Source organism: Streptomyces sp. NPDC046866, from assembly GCF_040704625.1.
In the GTDB taxonomy this organism is placed as follows: domain Bacteria; phylum Actinomycetota; class Actinomycetes; order Streptomycetales; family Streptomycetaceae; genus Streptomyces.
In genome coordinates this window covers 41,753-57,883 of the sequence record NZ_JBEYXN010000013.1, presented here as the reverse complement: position 1 = coordinate 57,883, position 16,131 = coordinate 41,753, and the positions used below count along the sequence as shown (strand labels likewise).

The following is a 16,131-nucleotide window of genomic DNA, read 5'->3' as shown; positions in this document are numbered from 1 at the left end:
CCGGCCGCTCCGGCAACCGCGCGGCCCGCCCGCCCGCCCGCCCGGCCCGCCCGCCGGCCGCAGCCGCCGGCAGCCGTCCCCCAGCCGCCCGCCCCGGGCCCGTGGTTCCGTGGTCCCTCTGGCCCCGGCGGCCGCGGTGGCACAGGATGAGGCCATGCGAAGCCTGGTACTCCTCGACGCCCCGTCCAACCTGGGCCTGCGCCCGCCCGCTCCCGGCACCGTGCCCGGCGTGTACAAACTGGCGGGCGCCCTGCGCGAACAGGGCCTGCTGAGCCGGCTCGGCGCCCGTGAGGGCGGGGTCGTCGTACCGCCGCGCTACGACCGCGGCGACTGGAAGGAGGGCGACGGCGTCTTCCACGCCGGGCCGCTCGCCGCGTACACCGTGGCCCTCGCCGACCGGATCGAGAAACACCTGCGGGCCGGGGAGTTCCCCGTGGTGCTCGGCGGGGACTGCTCCATCCAGCTCGGCGCCTCCCTGGCCCTGCGCCGCCTCGGCCGCTACGGACTCGCCGCGATCGACGGCTCCGCCGATTTCCGCCACCCCGGCAACGAGGCCGTCAACGGGCCCGTCGGCGCTGCCGGTGGCGAGGAGCTCGCCCTCGCCACCGGCCGCGGCCAGGCCGACCTCGCCGACCTGGAGGGGCTCGGCCCGTACCTGCGCGACGAGGACGTCCGCCTCTTCGGCCTGCGCGACGACAGCCCCGAGCTGGCCGAACTGCGCGCCGTGGGGATCGCGGCCGCCACCGTCGGCGCCATCCGCGAACGCGGCGCCGAGGCGGTCGCGCGGGCGGCCCTCGACGGGCTGCACCCGCCGGTCACCGCCGGGTTCTGGGTGCACCTGGACGCCGACGTGCTCGATCCGTCCGTGATGCCGGCCGTGGACAGCCCCGACCCCGGCGGCCTCTTCCCCGCCGAACTGGCCGGCCTGCTCGCCGTGCTGGTGGGCTCCCCGCGGTGCGTCGGCCTCAACGTCACGATCTACGACCCGGACCTCGACCCCGACGCACGGGCCGGCGCCCTCCTCGCCGACCTCGTGGCGGGTGCCTTCGCCTGACGCCGCCGCCACGGCACCCGTAACGGCCAAGGCCACGGCTTTGCGTAATCCTGACCGGTGGTGATCCGCGGAACCCCTGTGCACCGGCCGCCGTGGCGTGTTCCATTTCCTGCATGGCCGCCACCACCGTCCACCGTGCCGTACTGACCCTGCCCGCCGCCCCGTTGGGGCCCGAGAACCCGCTGCCCGCACTGCGCCCGCCCGGCGACCTCCACGTACTGGACGAGCGGGCGCGCGACGGCCTGCCCCGCGACATGGCCCGGCAGATCGGCTACGGGCCGCTGCGCTCCCTGCTGCCCGTCCGGATCCTCGACGGCTACGAACGCCGGCGGCAGGAGCGGCGGTTCGACGCCGTCGTCCTGGAGAACGGGCACCTGCGGGCCACCGTCCTGCCCGGTCTCGGCGGCCGCGTCCACTCCCTCGTCCACGTGCCCACCGGCCGGGAACTCCTCTACCGCAACCCCGTGTTCCAGCCCGCCAACTTCGCGCTCAACGGCGCCTGGTTCTCCGGCGGCATCGAATGGAACATCGGCGCCACCGGCCACACCACCCTCTCCTGCGCCCCCCTGCACGCCGGGCTCGTACCGGCGCCGGACGGCGGGGTGATGCTGCGGCTCTGGGAGTGGGAACGGCTGCGCGACCTGCCCTTCCAGGTCGACCTGTGGCTGCCGCAGGACTCGGAGTTCCTGTACGTCGGCGTCCGCGTCCGCAACCCGCACGAGCGGCCCGTCCCCCTGTACTGGTGGTCCAACACCGCCGTCCCCGAGGACCGCGGCACCCGGATCCTCGCCCCCGCCGACGAGGCCTGGCACTTCGGCTACGAGCGCACGCTGCGCCGCGTCCCGGTCCCGCACTGGCAGGGGGCGGACCGCACGTACCCGCTGCACCACGAGTACCCGGCGGACTACTTCTACGAGCTCGCCCCCGACGCCGGACCCCGGCCGTGGATCGCCGCCCTCGACGCGGAGGGCCGGGGCCTGGTGCAGACCTCCACGGCCCGGCTGCGCGGCCGCAAGCTCTTCGTGTGGGGCGCCGGCGAGGGCGGCCGGCGCTGGCAGGACTGGCTGACCGAGCCCGGCACCGGCGGCTACGCCGAGATCCAGGCCGGCCTCGCCCGCACCCAGCTGGAGCACGTACGCCTCGAGGGCGGGACCGAGCTGAGCTGGCTGGAGGCGTACGGGCCGCTGGCCGCCGACCCCGCGGCGGTGCACGGCCCCGACTGGGCGGCGGCCCGGGCGGCGGCCGGACGGGCCCTCGACACCGCCCTGCCGGCAGGCCGAGTCGACGCGGCGTACGCCGCCTGGCGCAGCGCCGCGGCCGATGCCGAACCGGCGGAGCGGCTCGCCTCCGGCTCCGGCTGGGGCGCCCTCGAAGTCCTGTGCGGCGGCCACAAGCTCCCCGGGACCCCGTTCGCCGAATCCGACCTGGGCGAGCCCCAGCAGCCCTGGCTGGAGCTGTGGCGCACCGGCGTCTTTCCCGCCCCGCGCCGGGTGGCGCCGCCCGGCCCCAGCCTGGTGGCCCCGCACTGGCGGGACATGCTGGAGACGGCCCCCGCGGACCCGCTGACCGAGTACCACCTGGGCGTGGCCCAGTGGCATGCGGGCGATGTGGCCCAGGCGGTGCGCAGCTGGGAGCGCGGCCTGCCGCTGGCCCCCTCGCGCTGGCCGCTGCTGCGCTGCCTGGCGGCGGCCGACGCCCTGATCGGCGACCCGGACCGGGCGGCCCGGCGCTACGCCGAGGCCTTCGAGGACCTGGCCGCCGAGAGCCGCGGCGGCGACGCCTGGACGGCCGCCGAGTCCGCCCTCGGCCGCGAGGCGATGACCGCCCTGCTGGAGGCCGGCCGCCCCGCCGAGGCCCGGGCCGTGTGGAACCGGCTGCGCCCTGCCCTGCGCGAGCAGCCCCGCTTCCGCCTGCTGGCGGCGATGCTCCTGGCGGCGGAGGGCCACGCCGCCGCGGCCCGCCGCGTCTTCGAGGACGGCTTCGAACTCCCCGACCTCCGCGAGGGCGACGACATCCTGTCCCAGGTCTGGTCCCGCATCACGGACCGCCCCCTCCCCGCGGCCTACAACTTCCGCATGCGGCCCCCGGGGTGAGGCGGCTGCCGGCGCCACCGGGCCCGCGCCACGGCCCCTCCAGGACGCGCCCCTCGCCGCGGGGCGCTCCTGCCGTGTGGGGGACGGCCACGCCCACCCGGCCACCGTCCCGCCGTGCGCCAGCACCCGGGCCACCGAGCGGGGAAGTTCCGCCGGGGCGGGGCCGGTCGTCGTCACCGGGGATCACTCACAAGTGGAGGGTTGGTTGCACTTGCGCAGGTACTGCCACAGCTTCGGCGCAGAACTGCGGCCTCCCCGGAATGAGTCGAGCCCCAGGGGTCGATGACATAGGCAGGCTTTCGCTGTGAGGCCAGCCCGCCGGGGTCAGGAACGGATGAACGCGAGGATGTCCGGGTTGAGGACCTCCGGGTGCGTCGACAGCATCCCGTGCGGATAGCCCTCGTAGGACTTGAGGGTCCCGTTCTTCAGAAGCTTGACCGTCAGGGGTGCCGAGTCGTCGTACGGGACGACCTGGTCGTCGGTTCCGTGCGCGACGAGGACGGGCACCTCGATCTGCTGCAAGTCCTCGGTGAAGTCCGTCTCGGAGAACGCCGCAACGCACTCATAGTGCGCGATCGCCGCGCCCATCATGCCCTGGCGCCACCAGTTGTCGATCAAGCCTTGCGACACCTGCGCTCCGGGACGGTTGAAGCCGTAGAACGGCCCCGAGGGAATGTCAATGAACGACTGAGCCCGGTTGCCGGCAACGCCCTCACGGAAGCCGTCGAAGACCTCCATCGGCAAGCCGCCCGGGTTGGCCTCCGTCTTCAGCATCAGCGGTGGCACCGCGCCCACCAGGACCGCCTTTGAGACACGGCCGGGCTTGGCGCGGGCGACGTAGCGGGCGACCTCGCCGCCGCCGGTGGAGTGACCGATATGCACGGCGCCCCTCAGGTCGAGTGCGTCGGTCAGGGCGGTCACGTCCGCGGCGTAGGTGTCCATGTCGTGGCCGGTCGCGGTCTGGGTGGAGCGTCCGTGGCCACGGCGGTCGTGGGCGATGACCCGGTAGCCCTGCGCCAGGAAGAACAACATCTGATTGTCCCAGTCGTCGGCGCTCAGCGGCCAGCCGTGGTGGAAGACGATCGGCTCCCCATCCCGAGGACCCCAGTCCTTGTAGAAGATCGTGGTGCCGTCGTCGGTCGTGACTGTACCCATCGCAGATCCTCCGCTCGTCCAGGCGCACCCCAGCCACGGACCATGAGTGCGGGGCACCTGTGACTTCACGCCCAGCGGGCGCGGTCCGGATATATGGCCCACGTTACGCCGTGCCCCTGCGGGCCACATCCGCAGCTTGTCGACGTCCGCCAAGTCTCAGAGATCGTCTCAAGGACGGCCCCGTGCGACACGCATCTCAAGGTCGGCAGGTGTGGCCAACTGTGACGCTCCGAATGGCCATGTAGGACAGGGTGAGACTCGATGTCGACGAGGACGGTGCCGCAGGTCCGACCCTTGCGGAAGGCGAACCCGTCGATGCCGAGTATCCGTGGGGCCCGTGCCGGCACATGGGACCAGGGTGCCTGCGTCTTCAGCGACCACGCGACTACGTCGTGTGCAGAGGTTTCCTGAAGGACCTTCGGAACACAGGCCCGGCGAAGGGGATGATCGCGGACATCACCTTGGCCTTCAACGAGGTGGGGTGCCGCTCGAGTCTGACGTCGACGCGGGTGCCGTTGTCCGTGGGAGTCATCTGAAACTGCCAGCCCCCCGAGCCGAAGGGCACCGAATCGCGAGTGGTGACGGTGACCCTGTTCGTCGAGGGGTCCCATTCGTAGCGTGCACGCTCCCATGACTTGTCGTTCCCCTCGGTCACCTCCGCCCAGGTGTCACCCCGCTCATGAACCTGGAAGTGCTCGGCATCGATGGAAGACCACTCCTCGACCCGGGATGGGCTGAAGTTCGTCAGCACCCCCATCACCTCGTCCGGGCTCATCGAGGAGTTCACGTGGAAGTGGACGGATGGCATGATCTGCTCCCTGGTTCGAGATGACCATTGCCTGCCGGCGTCGTCGGCGTTCATCTCTCGCGTGCCTGGCTCACTTCGCCACCGCCGGTCCGCAATGACCGGAATGACCGACTTCCAGAATGCACCTCTGCCCAGTACGGTGCACCAGCTGGTTCCTGGCCCGCGCCCGTGTGATCGCGTCCGGGGCCGGCATGGTCTCGCGGAGTGAGCAAGGTGGGCATTGCCGCAGGCGGACTGATCACCGCGACTGGCCGCGGAGCCCGCAGCGCGGCGTTGCGATGAAGCCGCACTCCGAACGTCGTTGTTGGATCGCCCCTCGGGCGCCAGTTCGGCGCCGGGCAGACTGGCCGGGAATCCTTCCTACAGGTTCAGCCGCTGGACGGCCGTCCTGCTGAGCGAGAACGCATGCAACAGGACTCCACATCGTTCGTCGTAGCGGGAGCCGATGAGCGTGATACCTGCACCCCTTCTCAACAGGTCTCCTGCAGGGTGATGCGGTCACGACGGCAGTTCGGTCCCTGCCTGCTCGCGCACCATGTACTGGGCATACCAGTCCGGCCAGTTCTCGTCCTCCGCACCGATGCGGCTCTCGTGCTCGCCGTGCGCGGCCGCGGCACGGCGCAGCGCGCTCGCCAGGTCCCCGGCCGAGCCGAACGTCGTGGTCGCGGGATCGAGGCGTCCCGGAAGCCGGCTGGTGACCTCCTGCAGAATCCAGCCGTTGCCGTCCGGGTCGCTGAAGGACAGAAACGAGCTGTAGCTGGTGCGCCGTGGATCCGGCCCTGGCACCCGGGCCTCCGTCCCGGCGTGGTGGAAAACGCCGCCGGCGTCGTGGAACACCGCGCTCGGCTCGGCTCCGAGCCGTTTCAGCTCAGCGTGTGCAGCATTGATGTCGTCCACGATCAGGTGCAAGCCCTGAGCTGAGCCCGGCGTCTGGGATGTGACCGAGGCGCCGAAGATGACCGATGCCGGTGAGCCCGGCGGCGTCACCTGCACGACCCGGAAGTTCTCGTCCGGGGCGACGTCCGCGTCCAGTCTCCAGCCCAATCGCGTGTAGAAGCTCTTGGCCCGGTCGATGTCGGACACCGGCACCACCACGACTTCAAGTTTCATGTCCATTCACTGACACCTCCGACTGAGACCTTCTGGGTGCGTACAAGATGCCGCCACGACGGGACTCGCACCGCCGGACGCGGGCGAGGCCGGGGCTCCGGGCGGCGGCGACGGGCGGCCCGGGCGGCGATGCGTGCCACGGCTCGGCTCCGGCCGGCATGTCCGACGCCTCCTGGGGCCTCCGCGGCCACCAGTCGTGAGCGTGGGCTGTTGATGTCCGGGCAGCGGAACCGAAGCGAACCGTGTCCTCATCAGCAGAAACCCGTGGTGGCACGGGCACGGGCACGGGCATGGCCGTGGCCGGCAGGCGGCTACGGTCTGTCTCTGACGGCGCCGGTGCCGAGTCGGGTGAGCAGCCAGAAGGTGATCGCGGTGCCGGTGCCGTATGCGACGTGCGCGCCGAAATCCCAGGCCAGGACCTTTGTGTCGTACTGCCAGATCGGCTTGTACAGCCCTGTGATCGGCAAGGTGACGTAGTCACCGGCGAACACGGCGGCACCCCATGGGACGCCGTAGACAGGGCAAGGCCTGGGTAGTGATCCGGCCACGATGCCATAGGCGGCGCCCGCCGCTGAGCCGTAGGCCCAGTGAGCGATGGTGCTGATGAGCCAGGCGGAACCACCGGGAAGCCGGCGCTGCGTGAAGCCCTCGATGACCCGCTTCGCCACCTGCCCCGGGGCGGGGGCCTTCTCCCAGCTTTCGACCGGCGCGAATTCCCAGGCGAGCGGGCTGTCCGTCCCGCCTGAGCGACGGTACTTCAGGTAATGGACGGCATCCAGACACGCCGTTCCCACCGCCCCGGCCAGCAGGCCGGCTGTGACCGCCGCGAGGGGAGTCAGCGGGTTTACTCGGGAGCGCATGACGCAATCTCCATATCGGTCAGGGCCGAAAGGATGACGCCCTTCCTCACTGGCCGCGGCGCGGAGGCATGCGGCCCGCATCGAGTATCCGGCGGCCGGCGAAGGTCCGCGAGCGCAGGCGGCAAAGGACCGTGGGTGCATGCGGGGCGAAGGACCGGGGCCCGCCGCTGCCCGGACAGCAACAGGCCCTGGGCGCGCAGGTGAGCCGGTCGGCACTGGTCGACGTCCTACGCCAGGGCGCCGCCTCCTTCCGCATGCGCCGCGCCATGCTCCAGGCGCATGCTGGAAAGGCAGCGACGAACCTACCTGCGGCGTACCCATCCGTGACACCGCCTGGGTACATCCGCTGCCTGTCGGAAGCTACTTGGTGGCCCAAGGGCGCCGGCGCCGAGCGCGCCCGCACGACCTCGCGCCCGAGTATTCCCCGAAGCCCAGGCTCGCCTTGATCGTGACTACGAGGAGGGCGTGTGATGTCGGATCAGTTGAACGCTGCACTTTCGGGACAGGCCCCCACAGCGCTTGCCGAAGACGTCTCTCTCGCGACTCCACTGGCTGCGCCCCGCATCACCGGTCGTGACGCTGCTTCGGCAGCTCTCGGTACGTACCAGCAGGCGCTCGGCGCGCCCGAAGCTACTGTCCGACTCAGGGGAGATGACGTGGAGGGGGTCGTCTACAGCGCGAGCACCGGCGGACGAGAGACAGAGATCGTCGCGCTGGCCCGTCGCAACGCTGCGGGCCTGATCGACACGATCGACGTCTACGGTCGGCCGTGGCCGTTCATGGCCGTTCTGCGCGAGGTGATCGCGCAGACAGACCCCGCTCTCGCAGACCCGACCCTGGGATCTGGACCGTATGCCCCGGAAGGGCCGACACCGGTTTGGGTAGACCATCCAGCCGTTCCGCCGCTGGCGCAGGACGTCACCCTGTACTCCCCTATCCTGCGCGAAGAGCCGACAGGGAAAGCTGTCGTCGGGTCCATCCTCCAAGCGGCGGCGCAAAGTTTCAGCGACCTCAAGGTACGTGCCGTTCTCGACATTGAGGGCCAGACGGGATTCGCGGTGGTGATCGACGAAAACGTGGACGGCGGTCACGTTCAGCAACTGGTCGAGATCTTCACGTTCAACGATGCGGGCGAGGTCGCAGGGATCCGAATCTTCACCCGGCCGTGGCTTGTGACCGCCCAGTTCCGTAAGAGCATGTACGCCCTGCTGAAAGACACTCTCGGCCCCGAATTCTGGGAGGGGCCCGACGCGGAAGAACCCTTGCGCACTCCCTGACACGAAACCCCGGCCGTGACTCATGGACCGTCTCTTGGCGCATCCCAAGACCACTGCGCCGGCGCACGCGGAAGGCCGGGCAGGGCGGATGCCTTCGCCGTGGCTTCAGCCGGTGGTGAGCACCATCCGGAAGCGGGCGGCGCCGGACAGCATCCTCTTGTACGCCTCATCCGCTTGGTCCAGCGGCACGGTCTCGATCATCGGGCGGATCCCGTGCAGGGCGCTGAACGCCATGGTGTCCTGCACGTCCTGAGCGGTGCCGGACGGGTGGCCGCGGATGACTTTGCCGCTCAGTATGAGCTGGTTCGGGCTGATTCCCAGCGGCTCGGGGTCGGCGCCGATGACCACAAGCTCGCCGCGGGGGCTGAGCCCTTCCACAGTCGCCGTGATGGCCGCGGAGTTGGCGGCAGTGGCGAGAACCACTCTGGCGCCACCGAGTGACCGCAGCGCGTCCGCGACCGTGGTGTCCGCCGTGCTGTCGACGTAATGGTGGGCACCGAGCTGCTTGGCGAAGTCGGCCTTGTCCGGCCCGCGGGCGATGGCAACGGTCTCGAACCCCATCGCGGCCGCATACCTCGTTCCCAGGTGGCCAAGGCCGCCGATGCCGAGTACGGCGACCAGATCGCCAGGCCGTGCGGAGCTGCGGCGCAGTCCGTTGTACACGGTCACCCCAGCACAGGCCAGGGGCGCCGCGTCGGTCGCCCCCAGGGCGTCGGGGATCCGTGCCAGGGCGTCGGCCGGTGCGATCACCGTGTCGGCGAACCCCCCGTCGTATGCCCATCCGGGTACCTTCAGGTTCTCGCACACGATGAAGTCGCCTTGTCTGCACGGCGTGCAGTGCCGGCAGCTGCCGCCGAACCAGCCCACCGCCACACGGTCGCCCACCCGCCAGCCGCCGTATGTTCCCTCGCCGACCTCTTCGATTCGCCCGGCGATCTCGTGCCCGGGGACCAGGGGGAACCGGACGCCAGGCAGGAGGGCATTCACGAATGCGGCGTCGCTGTGGCAGATACCGCACGCCTCGACAGCGATCCTCACGTGTCCGGGGCCGGGCTGCGGGACCTCACGCTCGACGATCTCCAAGGGGCCGCCGACCGCGGCGACCTGCGCCACTCGATGGACACTCATCTGGATCTCTCCGTGGTAGGCGCGTATGGGCACCCCTACGTCCAGCAGACCAGCTCTGAGCCCATCACGCACACTGGACCCATGCAGGTGAACATCCGGACAGCTGACTTGCTCGCCCGGCCGGCAGTGAGGGGCTGCCGCAGCGGGCCAATCGGCACCCGTCACGCAAGGCGATGCGCTCACGCCACTTCTGGAGCGGATCGACGCACGTGAACGCGAGCTCGCCGGCGAGACACAGCGCAGATCCGCGCGCAGATGGACGAGTTCGCCGCGCGTCTGCGTGAACTCGACGAGGAGATCGAGAGCCTGGCGGTGACCCGTAACCTCCGTTCCAGGCCACCTGTCCGTCACGGCTGCCACAACGCAATCGCCAGTGACCCGTCATGCGGAGCCACTGCATCGTTGCGACGAGTTCTTCGCCGAAGTCCTCGCAGAGCGCGAGCAACTCGCGGACGTGGACGAGTCGAGCAGCCCTGCGGAATCGGGGAGAACCCCGAGAGCGCCGTGGCAGGCGGTCTCGACAGCGACGTGGCGCGACGCGAAAGAGCCCTCGCTCGCCCGATCCGCCAGGTCGGCGAGGTACTGGCGGTGGGCTTCCTCCGCGGGTGGGCCGTTCGGTGAACGGCCGTGCCGCGGGTCAGGCGCGGCAGAGGATCTCGCCGTTCAGGACCGCGAACCAGGCGTCGGGGGAGGCGGCCCAGCGGTGCCAGGCCCCGGCGATCGCCGACAGGTCCCGCTCGCCGGCGTGGCCGCCGGCGGTGGCGCGGGCCGCGTAGGACGAGGCCGTCGTACGGTCCGCCCACAGGGACGACCACCAGGCCGTCTCCTCGGCGGAGGCGTAGCACCAGGCCGTCGCCGAGGCGCGGACGTCGGTGAAGCCGGCGGCCCTCGCCCACGCCGACAGGCGGCGTCCGGCGTCCGGTTCGCCGCCGTTGGCGCGGGCCACCCGCCGGTACAGGTCCAGCCATGCGTCCAGGCCGGGCTCGGCCGGGTACCAGGTCATCGCCGCGTAGTCGGCGTCCCGGGCGGCCACGATGCCGCCCGGCCGGCACACCCGGCGCATCTCGCGCAGCGCCCGCACCGGGTCGCCGACGTGCTGGAGGACCTGGTGGGCGTGGACCACGTCGAAGGAGTCGTCCGGGAAGTCCAGCGCCTCGACGTCCGCCGCCGCGAAGGTGATCGCCTGCTCCAGGCCGCGTTCCTCCGCGTACGCCGCCGCCTGCTCCAGTACGTCCGGCGCCGCGTCCACGGCCGTGACCCGGCCGCCGGGGGCGACGAGCTCCGCCAGGTCCGCGGTGATGGTGCCCGGGCCGCAGCCCACGTCCAGGACGGACAGGCCCGGGCGCAGTTCGCCGAGCAGGTACGCCGCCGAGTTCGCGGCGGTCCGCCAGCGGTGCGAGCGCAGTACGGACTCGTGGTGCCCGTGCGTGTAGACGGACGGCTCCCTGGTGCCCATGTCCCGACTTCCTCTCGTCGCCGAAGTGGTGTGATCACCGTAGGGGATCGGACCGGGATATGAGATATGCGTTTTGCCATGTGGACAGCACCCTTGCCGTGCAGGGGCCTGCGGCCGGTGGGTGGCAGGGTGTTGCCGGGGCGAGGACAGTGGGCAGCAAGGCAGGCGCCCAGCCCGCCCGGGAGGCGGTGAGACCCATGCCGGAGACGCTGCTCGAACAGCACGCCGCGGCGCTGCGGCTCTTCGGTGAGCGCGTGCGCGCCGTCGCGGCCGACCAGTGGGGCGCCCCGACCCCGTGCACCGAGTGGAGCGTGCGCGACCTGGTCAACCACGTCACCGGCGAGCAGCTGTGGGTCCCGCCGCTGGTCAGCGACGGCAGCACCGTCGAGGAGGTCGGCGCCCGGTTCGCCGGCGACGTGCTCGGCGCGGACCCGCTCGCCGCATGGGAGCGGGCCGCGCAGGCCGCACACGACGCCTTCGCCGCGCCCGGCGCCCTGGAGCGCACCGTGCAGCTGTCGTACGGGCCCACGAAGGCGGCGGCGTACTGCTCGGAGCTGACCGCCGACTGCGTGGTGCACGCCTGGGACCTCTCCCGCGGCATCGGCGCCGACGACCGGCTGCCGGACGGGCTGGTGGAGTTCTCCATCAAGGAGGTCATGCCGTACGCCGACGGGCTCGCGACCAGCGGGATGTACGCCGAGCCCCTGGAGGTCCCGCCCGGTGCGGACGCCCAGACCCGGCTGCTGGCCCTGCTGGGGCGCAAGGGCTGAGCCGGCTGCGCGGCGGCCGGCCCCGGGGGCGCACACAACAGGCGCAGGGCGGCGAACAACCGTATAAAGGGCATCGTCATCAAGGGCACCGCCCCTCGCGGAAAGGGAGCAGGGCAGCGGACGGGGCGGGCGGACGCAACGGGGAAGGCGGAGCGAGGTGGAGGGGATGCAGCGCACGGCGCAGGGCCGCGGCCCGGTCCGGTACGGGCCGCCCGCGCCGCCGCCGGGCCTGCCCGTGCTGCCCGAGCTCACCGCCGTGATCGCCGCGGCCGCCGAGCGGTCCGCCCCCGAACCGCCGGGCGGCTCGGCACCCGTACGCGAGGCCGCCTGCCGGCACTGGGAGCGGCGCGGGCTCGCCACCGGGCCGGAGGACGTCGCCGCCGGGCCCGGCGCACCCCCGCTGCTGCTCGCGCTGCTCGGCGCGTACGGGGGCGACGTGCTGCTGCCCCGGCCCTGTCCCGCCTGGTGGACCCCCGGGATCCGGCTGCTGGGACGGCGGGCGTACCACGTGCCGACCCCGGCCGAGTGCGGCGGCGTACCGGATCCGTACGCCCTGCTGGAGACCGTACGGCGGGTACGGGCCGAGGGCGGCGACCCGCGCGTGCTGCTGCTGTCGGTCGCCGACGACCCGACCGCGACCGTCCCGCCGCCCGAACTGCTGCTGGAGGCCTGCGAGGCCGCCGCCACCGCCGGCCTCTTCGTCGTCAGCGACGAGAGCTGGCGCGACACCGTGCACCGGCCGCACGACACCCTCGTCCTGAGCCCCGCCGAGATGCTCCCGGACCGGACCGCCGTGCTCCTGGACCTGTCCGGGGCGCTGCTGCCCGCCGGGTGGCCCGCGGCCGTGGTCCGCTTCCCCGGCACCCCGCACGGCGCGGGGCTGCGGGCCGGCACGCTCGACATCCTCGCCGCCACCGGCTCCCTCGTCGCCGGTCCCGTCGCGGGGGCCGCCGCGCACGTCCTCGGCGAGCCGGGCACCGTCGCCGAGCGGGTCCGGGCGGCCGCCGCCCTGCACGGCGCGGTCGCCTCCGCCGTGCACGCCCGGCTGCTGGCCGCGGGCGCGCTCGCCCTGCCCCCGCAGGCCGGGCGCCACGTGTACGCGGACCTCGCCCCGCTGCGGCCGGGGCTGGCCCGCCAGGGCGTCCGCGACGCGATGGAGCTGGAGGACTGGCTGGGCGCCCGGCTGGGCACCCCGGCCCCCGGCGGCCAGCGGTTCGCCGACGAACTGGGCGCCCTGCGGGTGCGGCTGTCCACCGGCCCGCTGCTCGGCGCCACCGCGGAGGAGCAGCTCGCCGCGCTCACCGCCCGCGACCCCCTCGGCCTTCCGCACCTGCGGGACTCCCTGGACCTCCTCGGCTCGGTCCTCGCCGGGCTGACCCCCTGACCGCACCACGCGCCGACCGCCACCACCCGGTGAACGGAGACTCCCAGATGAGGGACCACCCGACCTGCGACAACGCCACCCCCGAACCCACGCCGCCGCCCGCCGCGGGCGCGTACCGGGCGTCCGGCAGCGAGGAAGGCGGGGGCGGCGGGGGCGGCGGCGCCCCCGCCGGTGCAGCGGCCGCGGGCGGACCCGGGGCGGCCGCGGCGCCGCAGGCCGGTGCGGCATCTTCCACGGCGGCTTCCGCGGCGCCGGCCCGGCCGGCCGGCCCGGGGAGCGGGGCGCGGGCTGCGGCTCCCGGGACCGCGACCGCGTCGGCCACGGCAGCCGCGGCCGACGCCGCGGCCCGGAAGGCGGGATCCCCGGCGGCCGCGCCCGAGCCGGCCGGGGGCCCGGCCGCCGGGTCCGCCGCAGCGGCGGGCGGCGGGCTGCGACGGCTCGGGGAGCACCGGAGCTGGCCGCGGTCGTTCGCCGACCGGCTGACCACGCCGCTGCCCGGACTGCGCGCCTACGCCAAGCTGGCCCGCGGAGGCGCCTTCCGGCCCGGGCCCGACGGGCTGCGCGGGATCCCCGACCTGCCGTACGAGCCGGCCCCGCTGCCGGACGTCGCCCCCGGCACGGCCTGTGTCACCTGGGCCGGCCACGCCAGCTGGGTCGTGCGCACCGGCGGGCTGACCGTGCTCACCGACCCCGTCTGGTCGCGCCGCATCATCGCAACCCCGGCCCGGATGACCCCCGTCGGGGTCCGCTGGGAGGAACTCCCGCCGGTGGACGCGGTGGTGATCAGCCACAACCACTACGACCACCTCGACGCCCCCACCCTGCGCCGGCTGCCCCGCCACACCCCGCTCTTCGTCCCGGCCGGCCTCGCCCGCTGGTGCCGCCGCCGCGGCTTCACCCGCGTCACCGAGCTCGACTGGTGGGAGTCCGCGGAACTGGGCGGGGTGCGCTTCGACTTCGTCCCGGCCCACCACTGGTCCAAGCGGACGCTGATCGACACCTGCCGCAGCCTGTGGGGCGGTTGGATCCTCACCGACACGCAGTCCGCCGAGCCGCGCAGGACGTACTTCGCCGGGGACACCGGCTACGGCCACTGGTTCGCCGAGATCGGCCGCCGCCACCCCGGGATCGACCTCGCCCTGATGCCCATCGGGGCCTACGCGCCCCGCTGGTGGCTCGGCGACGTCCACACCGACCCCGAGGAGGCCGTGCAGGCCTGCCTCGACGTCGGCGCCCGCCGGATGGCCCCCATGCACTGGGCCACCTTCGTGCTGTCCGCCGAGCCGGTGACCGAGCCGCTCCACCGGGTCCGCGCCGCCTGGGCCCGCGCCGGCCTCGCCCGCGCGGACCTGTGGGACCTGCCGATCGGCGCCTCCCGCAGCTGGTGAGCCCCCCGCCGCCGCGGCCCCCGCGGCGTCAGCCCGCCGGGCGCCGCCGCAGCCGCGGCCGCAGCCGCCGCCACACCGCCGGACCGGCACTGATCAGCAGCGTCACGGCCACCGCCGCCACCACGCCCTTCCACGGCTCCGAGAACAGCGATCCGCCCAGGATCCCGATCAGCCCGTACGTCGCCGCCCACGCCGCGCACGCCGGGGCGTCGCCCCGCGCGAAGCGGTGCAGCGGCACCTGCCCCAGCAGGCAGGCCAGCATCACCGGGATCCGGCCCGCCGGGACCAGCCGGGACAGCACGAGCACCAGCACCCCGTGCTCGTCCAGCTGCGCCCGCGCCTGCGCCAGCCGCTCCGGCGCGGCCCGAGCCCGCAGCCGCTCCAGCCGGCGCGAACCGCCCGGCGAGCGCACCCCCCGCTGCCCCAGCCAGTACAGCGCGAGGTCCCCGGCGAACGCCGCCGCCGCAGCCACCGCGCACACCGCCACCACCCCCAACGGCAGGGGCAGCGAGCGCTGGTGGAACGCCACCACCGCCGCCGAACTCACCAGCGCCCCCGTCGGCACCACCGGCACCAGCGCACCCAGCGCCACCAGCACGAACAGCGCCGGGTACCCGACCGCCTGCTGCGCCGTCTCCGGCGGCACCCGCCCCGCCGCCACGGCGAGCGCATGGCCGAGCCCGGACCCGGGCCCCGCCCCCCGCATCACGGCAGCCTCACCCGCTCCCCGTGCCCCGGCACCCGCACCGCCGCCTTCGGCGCCAGCCGCCCCGCGAGCCGCGCGAACTCCTCGCCCGGGGCATGGAATTCGTGCGGCCGCACCGCATCCATCCCGACGGGCCAGTACGTCCCGTAGTGCACCGGCACCGCCGCGGCCGCCGCCAGCGCCGCCAGCGCCTGCGCCGCCCGCCCCGCGTCCAGGTGCCCCGGCCCCAGGTACGGCCCCCAGCCGCCCACCGGCAGCAGCGCCACGTCCACGGGCCCCACCTCCTCGGCCATCGCCGCGAACAGCCCGGTGTCACCGGCGAAGTACGTCCGCCCCGCGCCCTGCACCACGTACCCCAGCGCCGGGGACAGGTGCGGCCCGAACGGCAGCCGCCGGCCGTCGTGCCGCGCACGGACCGCCCGTACGCTCACCCCGTCCCGTACGCCGACCTCGTCACCCGCACCCACCTCCGCCACCGCCAGCGACCGCAGCCGGGCCAGCCGCGCCAGCCCCGGCACCGCCCGGCGCGCCCCGCGCGGCACGACCAGCCGCGTCCCCGGCGCGAGCCGGGCCAGCGACGGCAGGTGCAGGTGGTCGGCGTGCAGGTGCGAGACCAGCACCACGTCCGCCACGGCCGCCTCGGCCGGGGGCAGCGCCCCGCGCCGCCGCCGCAGGTGCGCCAGCCGCGCGGCGAACAGCGGATCCGTCAGCACCCGCACCCCGGAGTCCACGACGGTGCAGGTGGCGTGCCCCCACCAGGTGATGTCCACCGGTCCCGGCCTCCCCGTCCTCGCGCGGCCCCGCACCGTCCGAGCCTAGGCTGCCCCCTCCCGGCGCCCGCAACCGGAACCGGCCCGGCGCCGCAACCGGAACCGTCCCGGCGCCCGCAACCGAAACCGGCCGCCCCCCTCCTCGCGGGCCGCGGATCGGAGTAGGGTCGGG

14 protein-coding genes are annotated in these 16,131 nt (G+C 73.7%); 6 read left to right on the top strand and 8 right to left on the bottom strand.

The window, feature by feature from the left end; translation table 11 throughout:
* The first annotated feature begins 154 nt into the window (after nt 1–154).
* Both AB0953_RS20090 and AB0953_RS20085 read left to right on the top strand, forming a co-directional pair.
* Nucleotides 155–1,054, top strand: a complete 900-nt coding sequence (locus AB0953_RS20090) for an arginase family protein (protein ID WP_366860847.1) — start codon at nt 155–157, stop codon at nt 1,052–1,054.
* 113 nt (nt 1,055–1,167) lie between these two features.
* The gene (locus AB0953_RS20085; protein ID WP_366860846.1) at nt 1,168–3,147 is read left to right on the top strand and encodes a DUF5107 domain-containing protein; all 1,980 of its coding nucleotides are present in this window, start codon (nt 1,168–1,170) and stop codon (nt 3,145–3,147) included.
* Between the two features lie 324 nt (nt 3,148–3,471).
* On the opposite strand, the gene AB0953_RS20080 is transcribed toward AB0953_RS20085, so the two are convergent.
* From AB0953_RS20080 to AB0953_RS20065, 4 genes are all read right to left on the bottom strand, one after another.
* Nucleotides 3,472–4,302 (bottom strand): alpha/beta hydrolase, encoded by an 831-nt coding sequence (locus AB0953_RS20080; RefSeq protein ID WP_366860845.1) that lies wholly within the window; start codon nt 4,300–4,302, stop codon nt 3,472–3,474.
* 385 nt (nt 4,303–4,687) lie between these two features.
* Nucleotides 4,688–5,164 carry a hypothetical protein gene (locus AB0953_RS20075; protein WP_366860844.1) on the bottom strand — a complete coding sequence of 159 codons (477 nt, stop codon included), beginning with the start codon at nt 5,162–5,164 and terminating at the stop codon, nt 4,688–4,690.
* Between the two features lie 444 nt (nt 5,165–5,608).
* Nucleotides 5,609–6,226, bottom strand: coding sequence for a VOC family protein (locus tag AB0953_RS20070; RefSeq protein WP_366860843.1), 618 nt, complete (start codon nt 6,224–6,226; stop codon nt 5,609–5,611).
* 305 nt (nt 6,227–6,531) lie between these two features.
* On the bottom strand, nt 6,532–7,080 hold the full coding sequence (locus tag AB0953_RS20065) for a hypothetical protein (protein ID WP_366860842.1): 549 nt from the start codon (nt 7,078–7,080) through the stop codon (nt 6,532–6,534).
* A gap of 470 nt (nt 7,081–7,550) precedes the next feature.
* Between AB0953_RS20065 and AB0953_RS20060 the strand changes: the two genes are divergently transcribed.
* Complete coding sequence (locus tag AB0953_RS20060) at nt 7,551–8,357, top strand: hypothetical protein (protein ID WP_366860841.1); 807 nt, start codon at nt 7,551–7,553, stop codon at nt 8,355–8,357.
* A 105-nt stretch (nt 8,358–8,462) separates the two neighbouring features.
* Here AB0953_RS20060 and AB0953_RS20055 read toward each other — a convergent pair whose 3' ends face one another.
* Together AB0953_RS20055 and AB0953_RS20050 are read right to left on the bottom strand one after the other, a co-directional pair.
* Complete coding sequence (locus tag AB0953_RS20055) at nt 8,463–9,485, bottom strand: alcohol dehydrogenase (RefSeq protein ID WP_366860954.1); 1,023 nt, start codon at nt 9,483–9,485, stop codon at nt 8,463–8,465.
* Between the two features lie 637 nt (nt 9,486–10,122).
* Nucleotides 10,123–10,941: a methyltransferase domain-containing protein gene (locus AB0953_RS20050; protein ID WP_366860840.1), complete on the bottom strand. Its 819-nt coding sequence runs from the start codon at nt 10,939–10,941 to the stop codon at nt 10,123–10,125.
* A 197-nt stretch (nt 10,942–11,138) separates the two neighbouring features.
* On the opposite strand from AB0953_RS20050, the gene AB0953_RS20045 reads away from it, so the two are divergent.
* The 3 genes from AB0953_RS20045 to AB0953_RS20035 all read left to right on the top strand — a co-directional run bounded on the left by AB0953_RS20045 (nt 11,139) and on the right by AB0953_RS20035 (nt 14,483).
* Complete coding sequence (locus tag AB0953_RS20045) at nt 11,139–11,711, top strand: TIGR03086 family metal-binding protein (RefSeq protein WP_366860839.1); 573 nt, start codon at nt 11,139–11,141, stop codon at nt 11,709–11,711.
* A 166-nt stretch (nt 11,712–11,877) separates the two neighbouring features.
* Nucleotides 11,878–13,095 (top strand): aminotransferase class I/II-fold pyridoxal phosphate-dependent enzyme, encoded by a 1,218-nt coding sequence (locus tag AB0953_RS20040; protein WP_366860838.1) that lies wholly within the window; start codon nt 11,878–11,880, stop codon nt 13,093–13,095.
* 47 nt (nt 13,096–13,142) lie between these two features.
* Entirely contained in the window at nt 13,143–14,483 is a 1,341-nt protein-coding gene (locus AB0953_RS20035) for an MBL fold metallo-hydrolase (RefSeq protein ID WP_366860837.1), read from the top strand.
* A 28-nt stretch (nt 14,484–14,511) separates the two neighbouring features.
* Here the strand turns inward: AB0953_RS20035 and AB0953_RS20030 are convergent, their stop codons facing one another.
* Entirely contained in the window at nt 14,512–15,189 is a 678-nt protein-coding gene (locus tag AB0953_RS20030) for a VTT domain-containing protein (protein ID WP_366860836.1), read from the bottom strand.
* Nucleotides 15,189–15,959: an MBL fold metallo-hydrolase gene (locus AB0953_RS20025; protein WP_366860835.1), complete on the bottom strand. Its 771-nt coding sequence runs from the start codon at nt 15,957–15,959 to the stop codon at nt 15,189–15,191. Before AB0953_RS20025 ends, AB0953_RS20030 begins: the two co-directional genes overlap by 1 nt.
* Nucleotides 15,960–16,131 lie beyond the last annotated feature (172 nt).

What these genes read in the sequence shown, in the direction of transcription:
- AB0953_RS20050 (WP_366860840.1), bottom strand. Translation starts at nt 10,941, where the DNA reads ATGGGCACCAGGGAGCCGTCCGTCTACACGCACGGGCACCACGAGTCC.
- AB0953_RS20080 (WP_366860845.1), bottom strand. Translation starts at nt 4,302, where the DNA reads ATGGGTACAGTCACGACCGACGACGGCACCACGATCTTCTACAAGGAC.
- AB0953_RS20085 (WP_366860846.1), top strand. Translation starts at nt 1,168, where the DNA reads ATGGCCGCCACCACCGTCCACCGTGCCGTACTGACCCTGCCCGCCGCC.
- AB0953_RS20030 (WP_366860836.1), bottom strand. Translation starts at nt 15,189, where the DNA reads ATGCGGGGGGCGGGGCCCGGGTCCGGGCTCGGCCATGCGCTCGCCGTG.
- AB0953_RS20055 (WP_366860954.1), bottom strand. Translation starts at nt 9,485, where the DNA reads ATGAGTGTCCATCGAGTGGCGCAGGTCGCCGCGGTCGGCGGCCCCTTG.
- AB0953_RS20070 (WP_366860843.1), bottom strand. Translation starts at nt 6,226, where the DNA reads ATGGACATGAAACTTGAAGTCGTGGTGGTGCCGGTGTCCGACATCGAC.
- AB0953_RS20060 (WP_366860841.1), top strand. Translation starts at nt 7,551, where the DNA reads ATGTCGGATCAGTTGAACGCTGCACTTTCGGGACAGGCCCCCACAGCG.
- AB0953_RS20035 (WP_366860837.1), top strand. Translation starts at nt 13,143, where the DNA reads ATGAGGGACCACCCGACCTGCGACAACGCCACCCCCGAACCCACGCCG.
- AB0953_RS20040 (WP_366860838.1), top strand. Translation starts at nt 11,878, where the DNA reads ATGCAGCGCACGGCGCAGGGCCGCGGCCCGGTCCGGTACGGGCCGCCC.
- AB0953_RS20090 (WP_366860847.1), top strand. Translation starts at nt 155, where the DNA reads ATGCGAAGCCTGGTACTCCTCGACGCCCCGTCCAACCTGGGCCTGCGC.
- AB0953_RS20075 (WP_366860844.1), bottom strand. Translation starts at nt 5,164, where the DNA reads ATGAACGCCGACGACGCCGGCAGGCAATGGTCATCTCGAACCAGGGAG.
- AB0953_RS20045 (WP_366860839.1), top strand. Translation starts at nt 11,139, where the DNA reads ATGCCGGAGACGCTGCTCGAACAGCACGCCGCGGCGCTGCGGCTCTTC.
- AB0953_RS20065 (WP_366860842.1), bottom strand. Translation starts at nt 7,080, where the DNA reads ATGCGCTCCCGAGTAAACCCGCTGACTCCCCTCGCGGCGGTCACAGCC.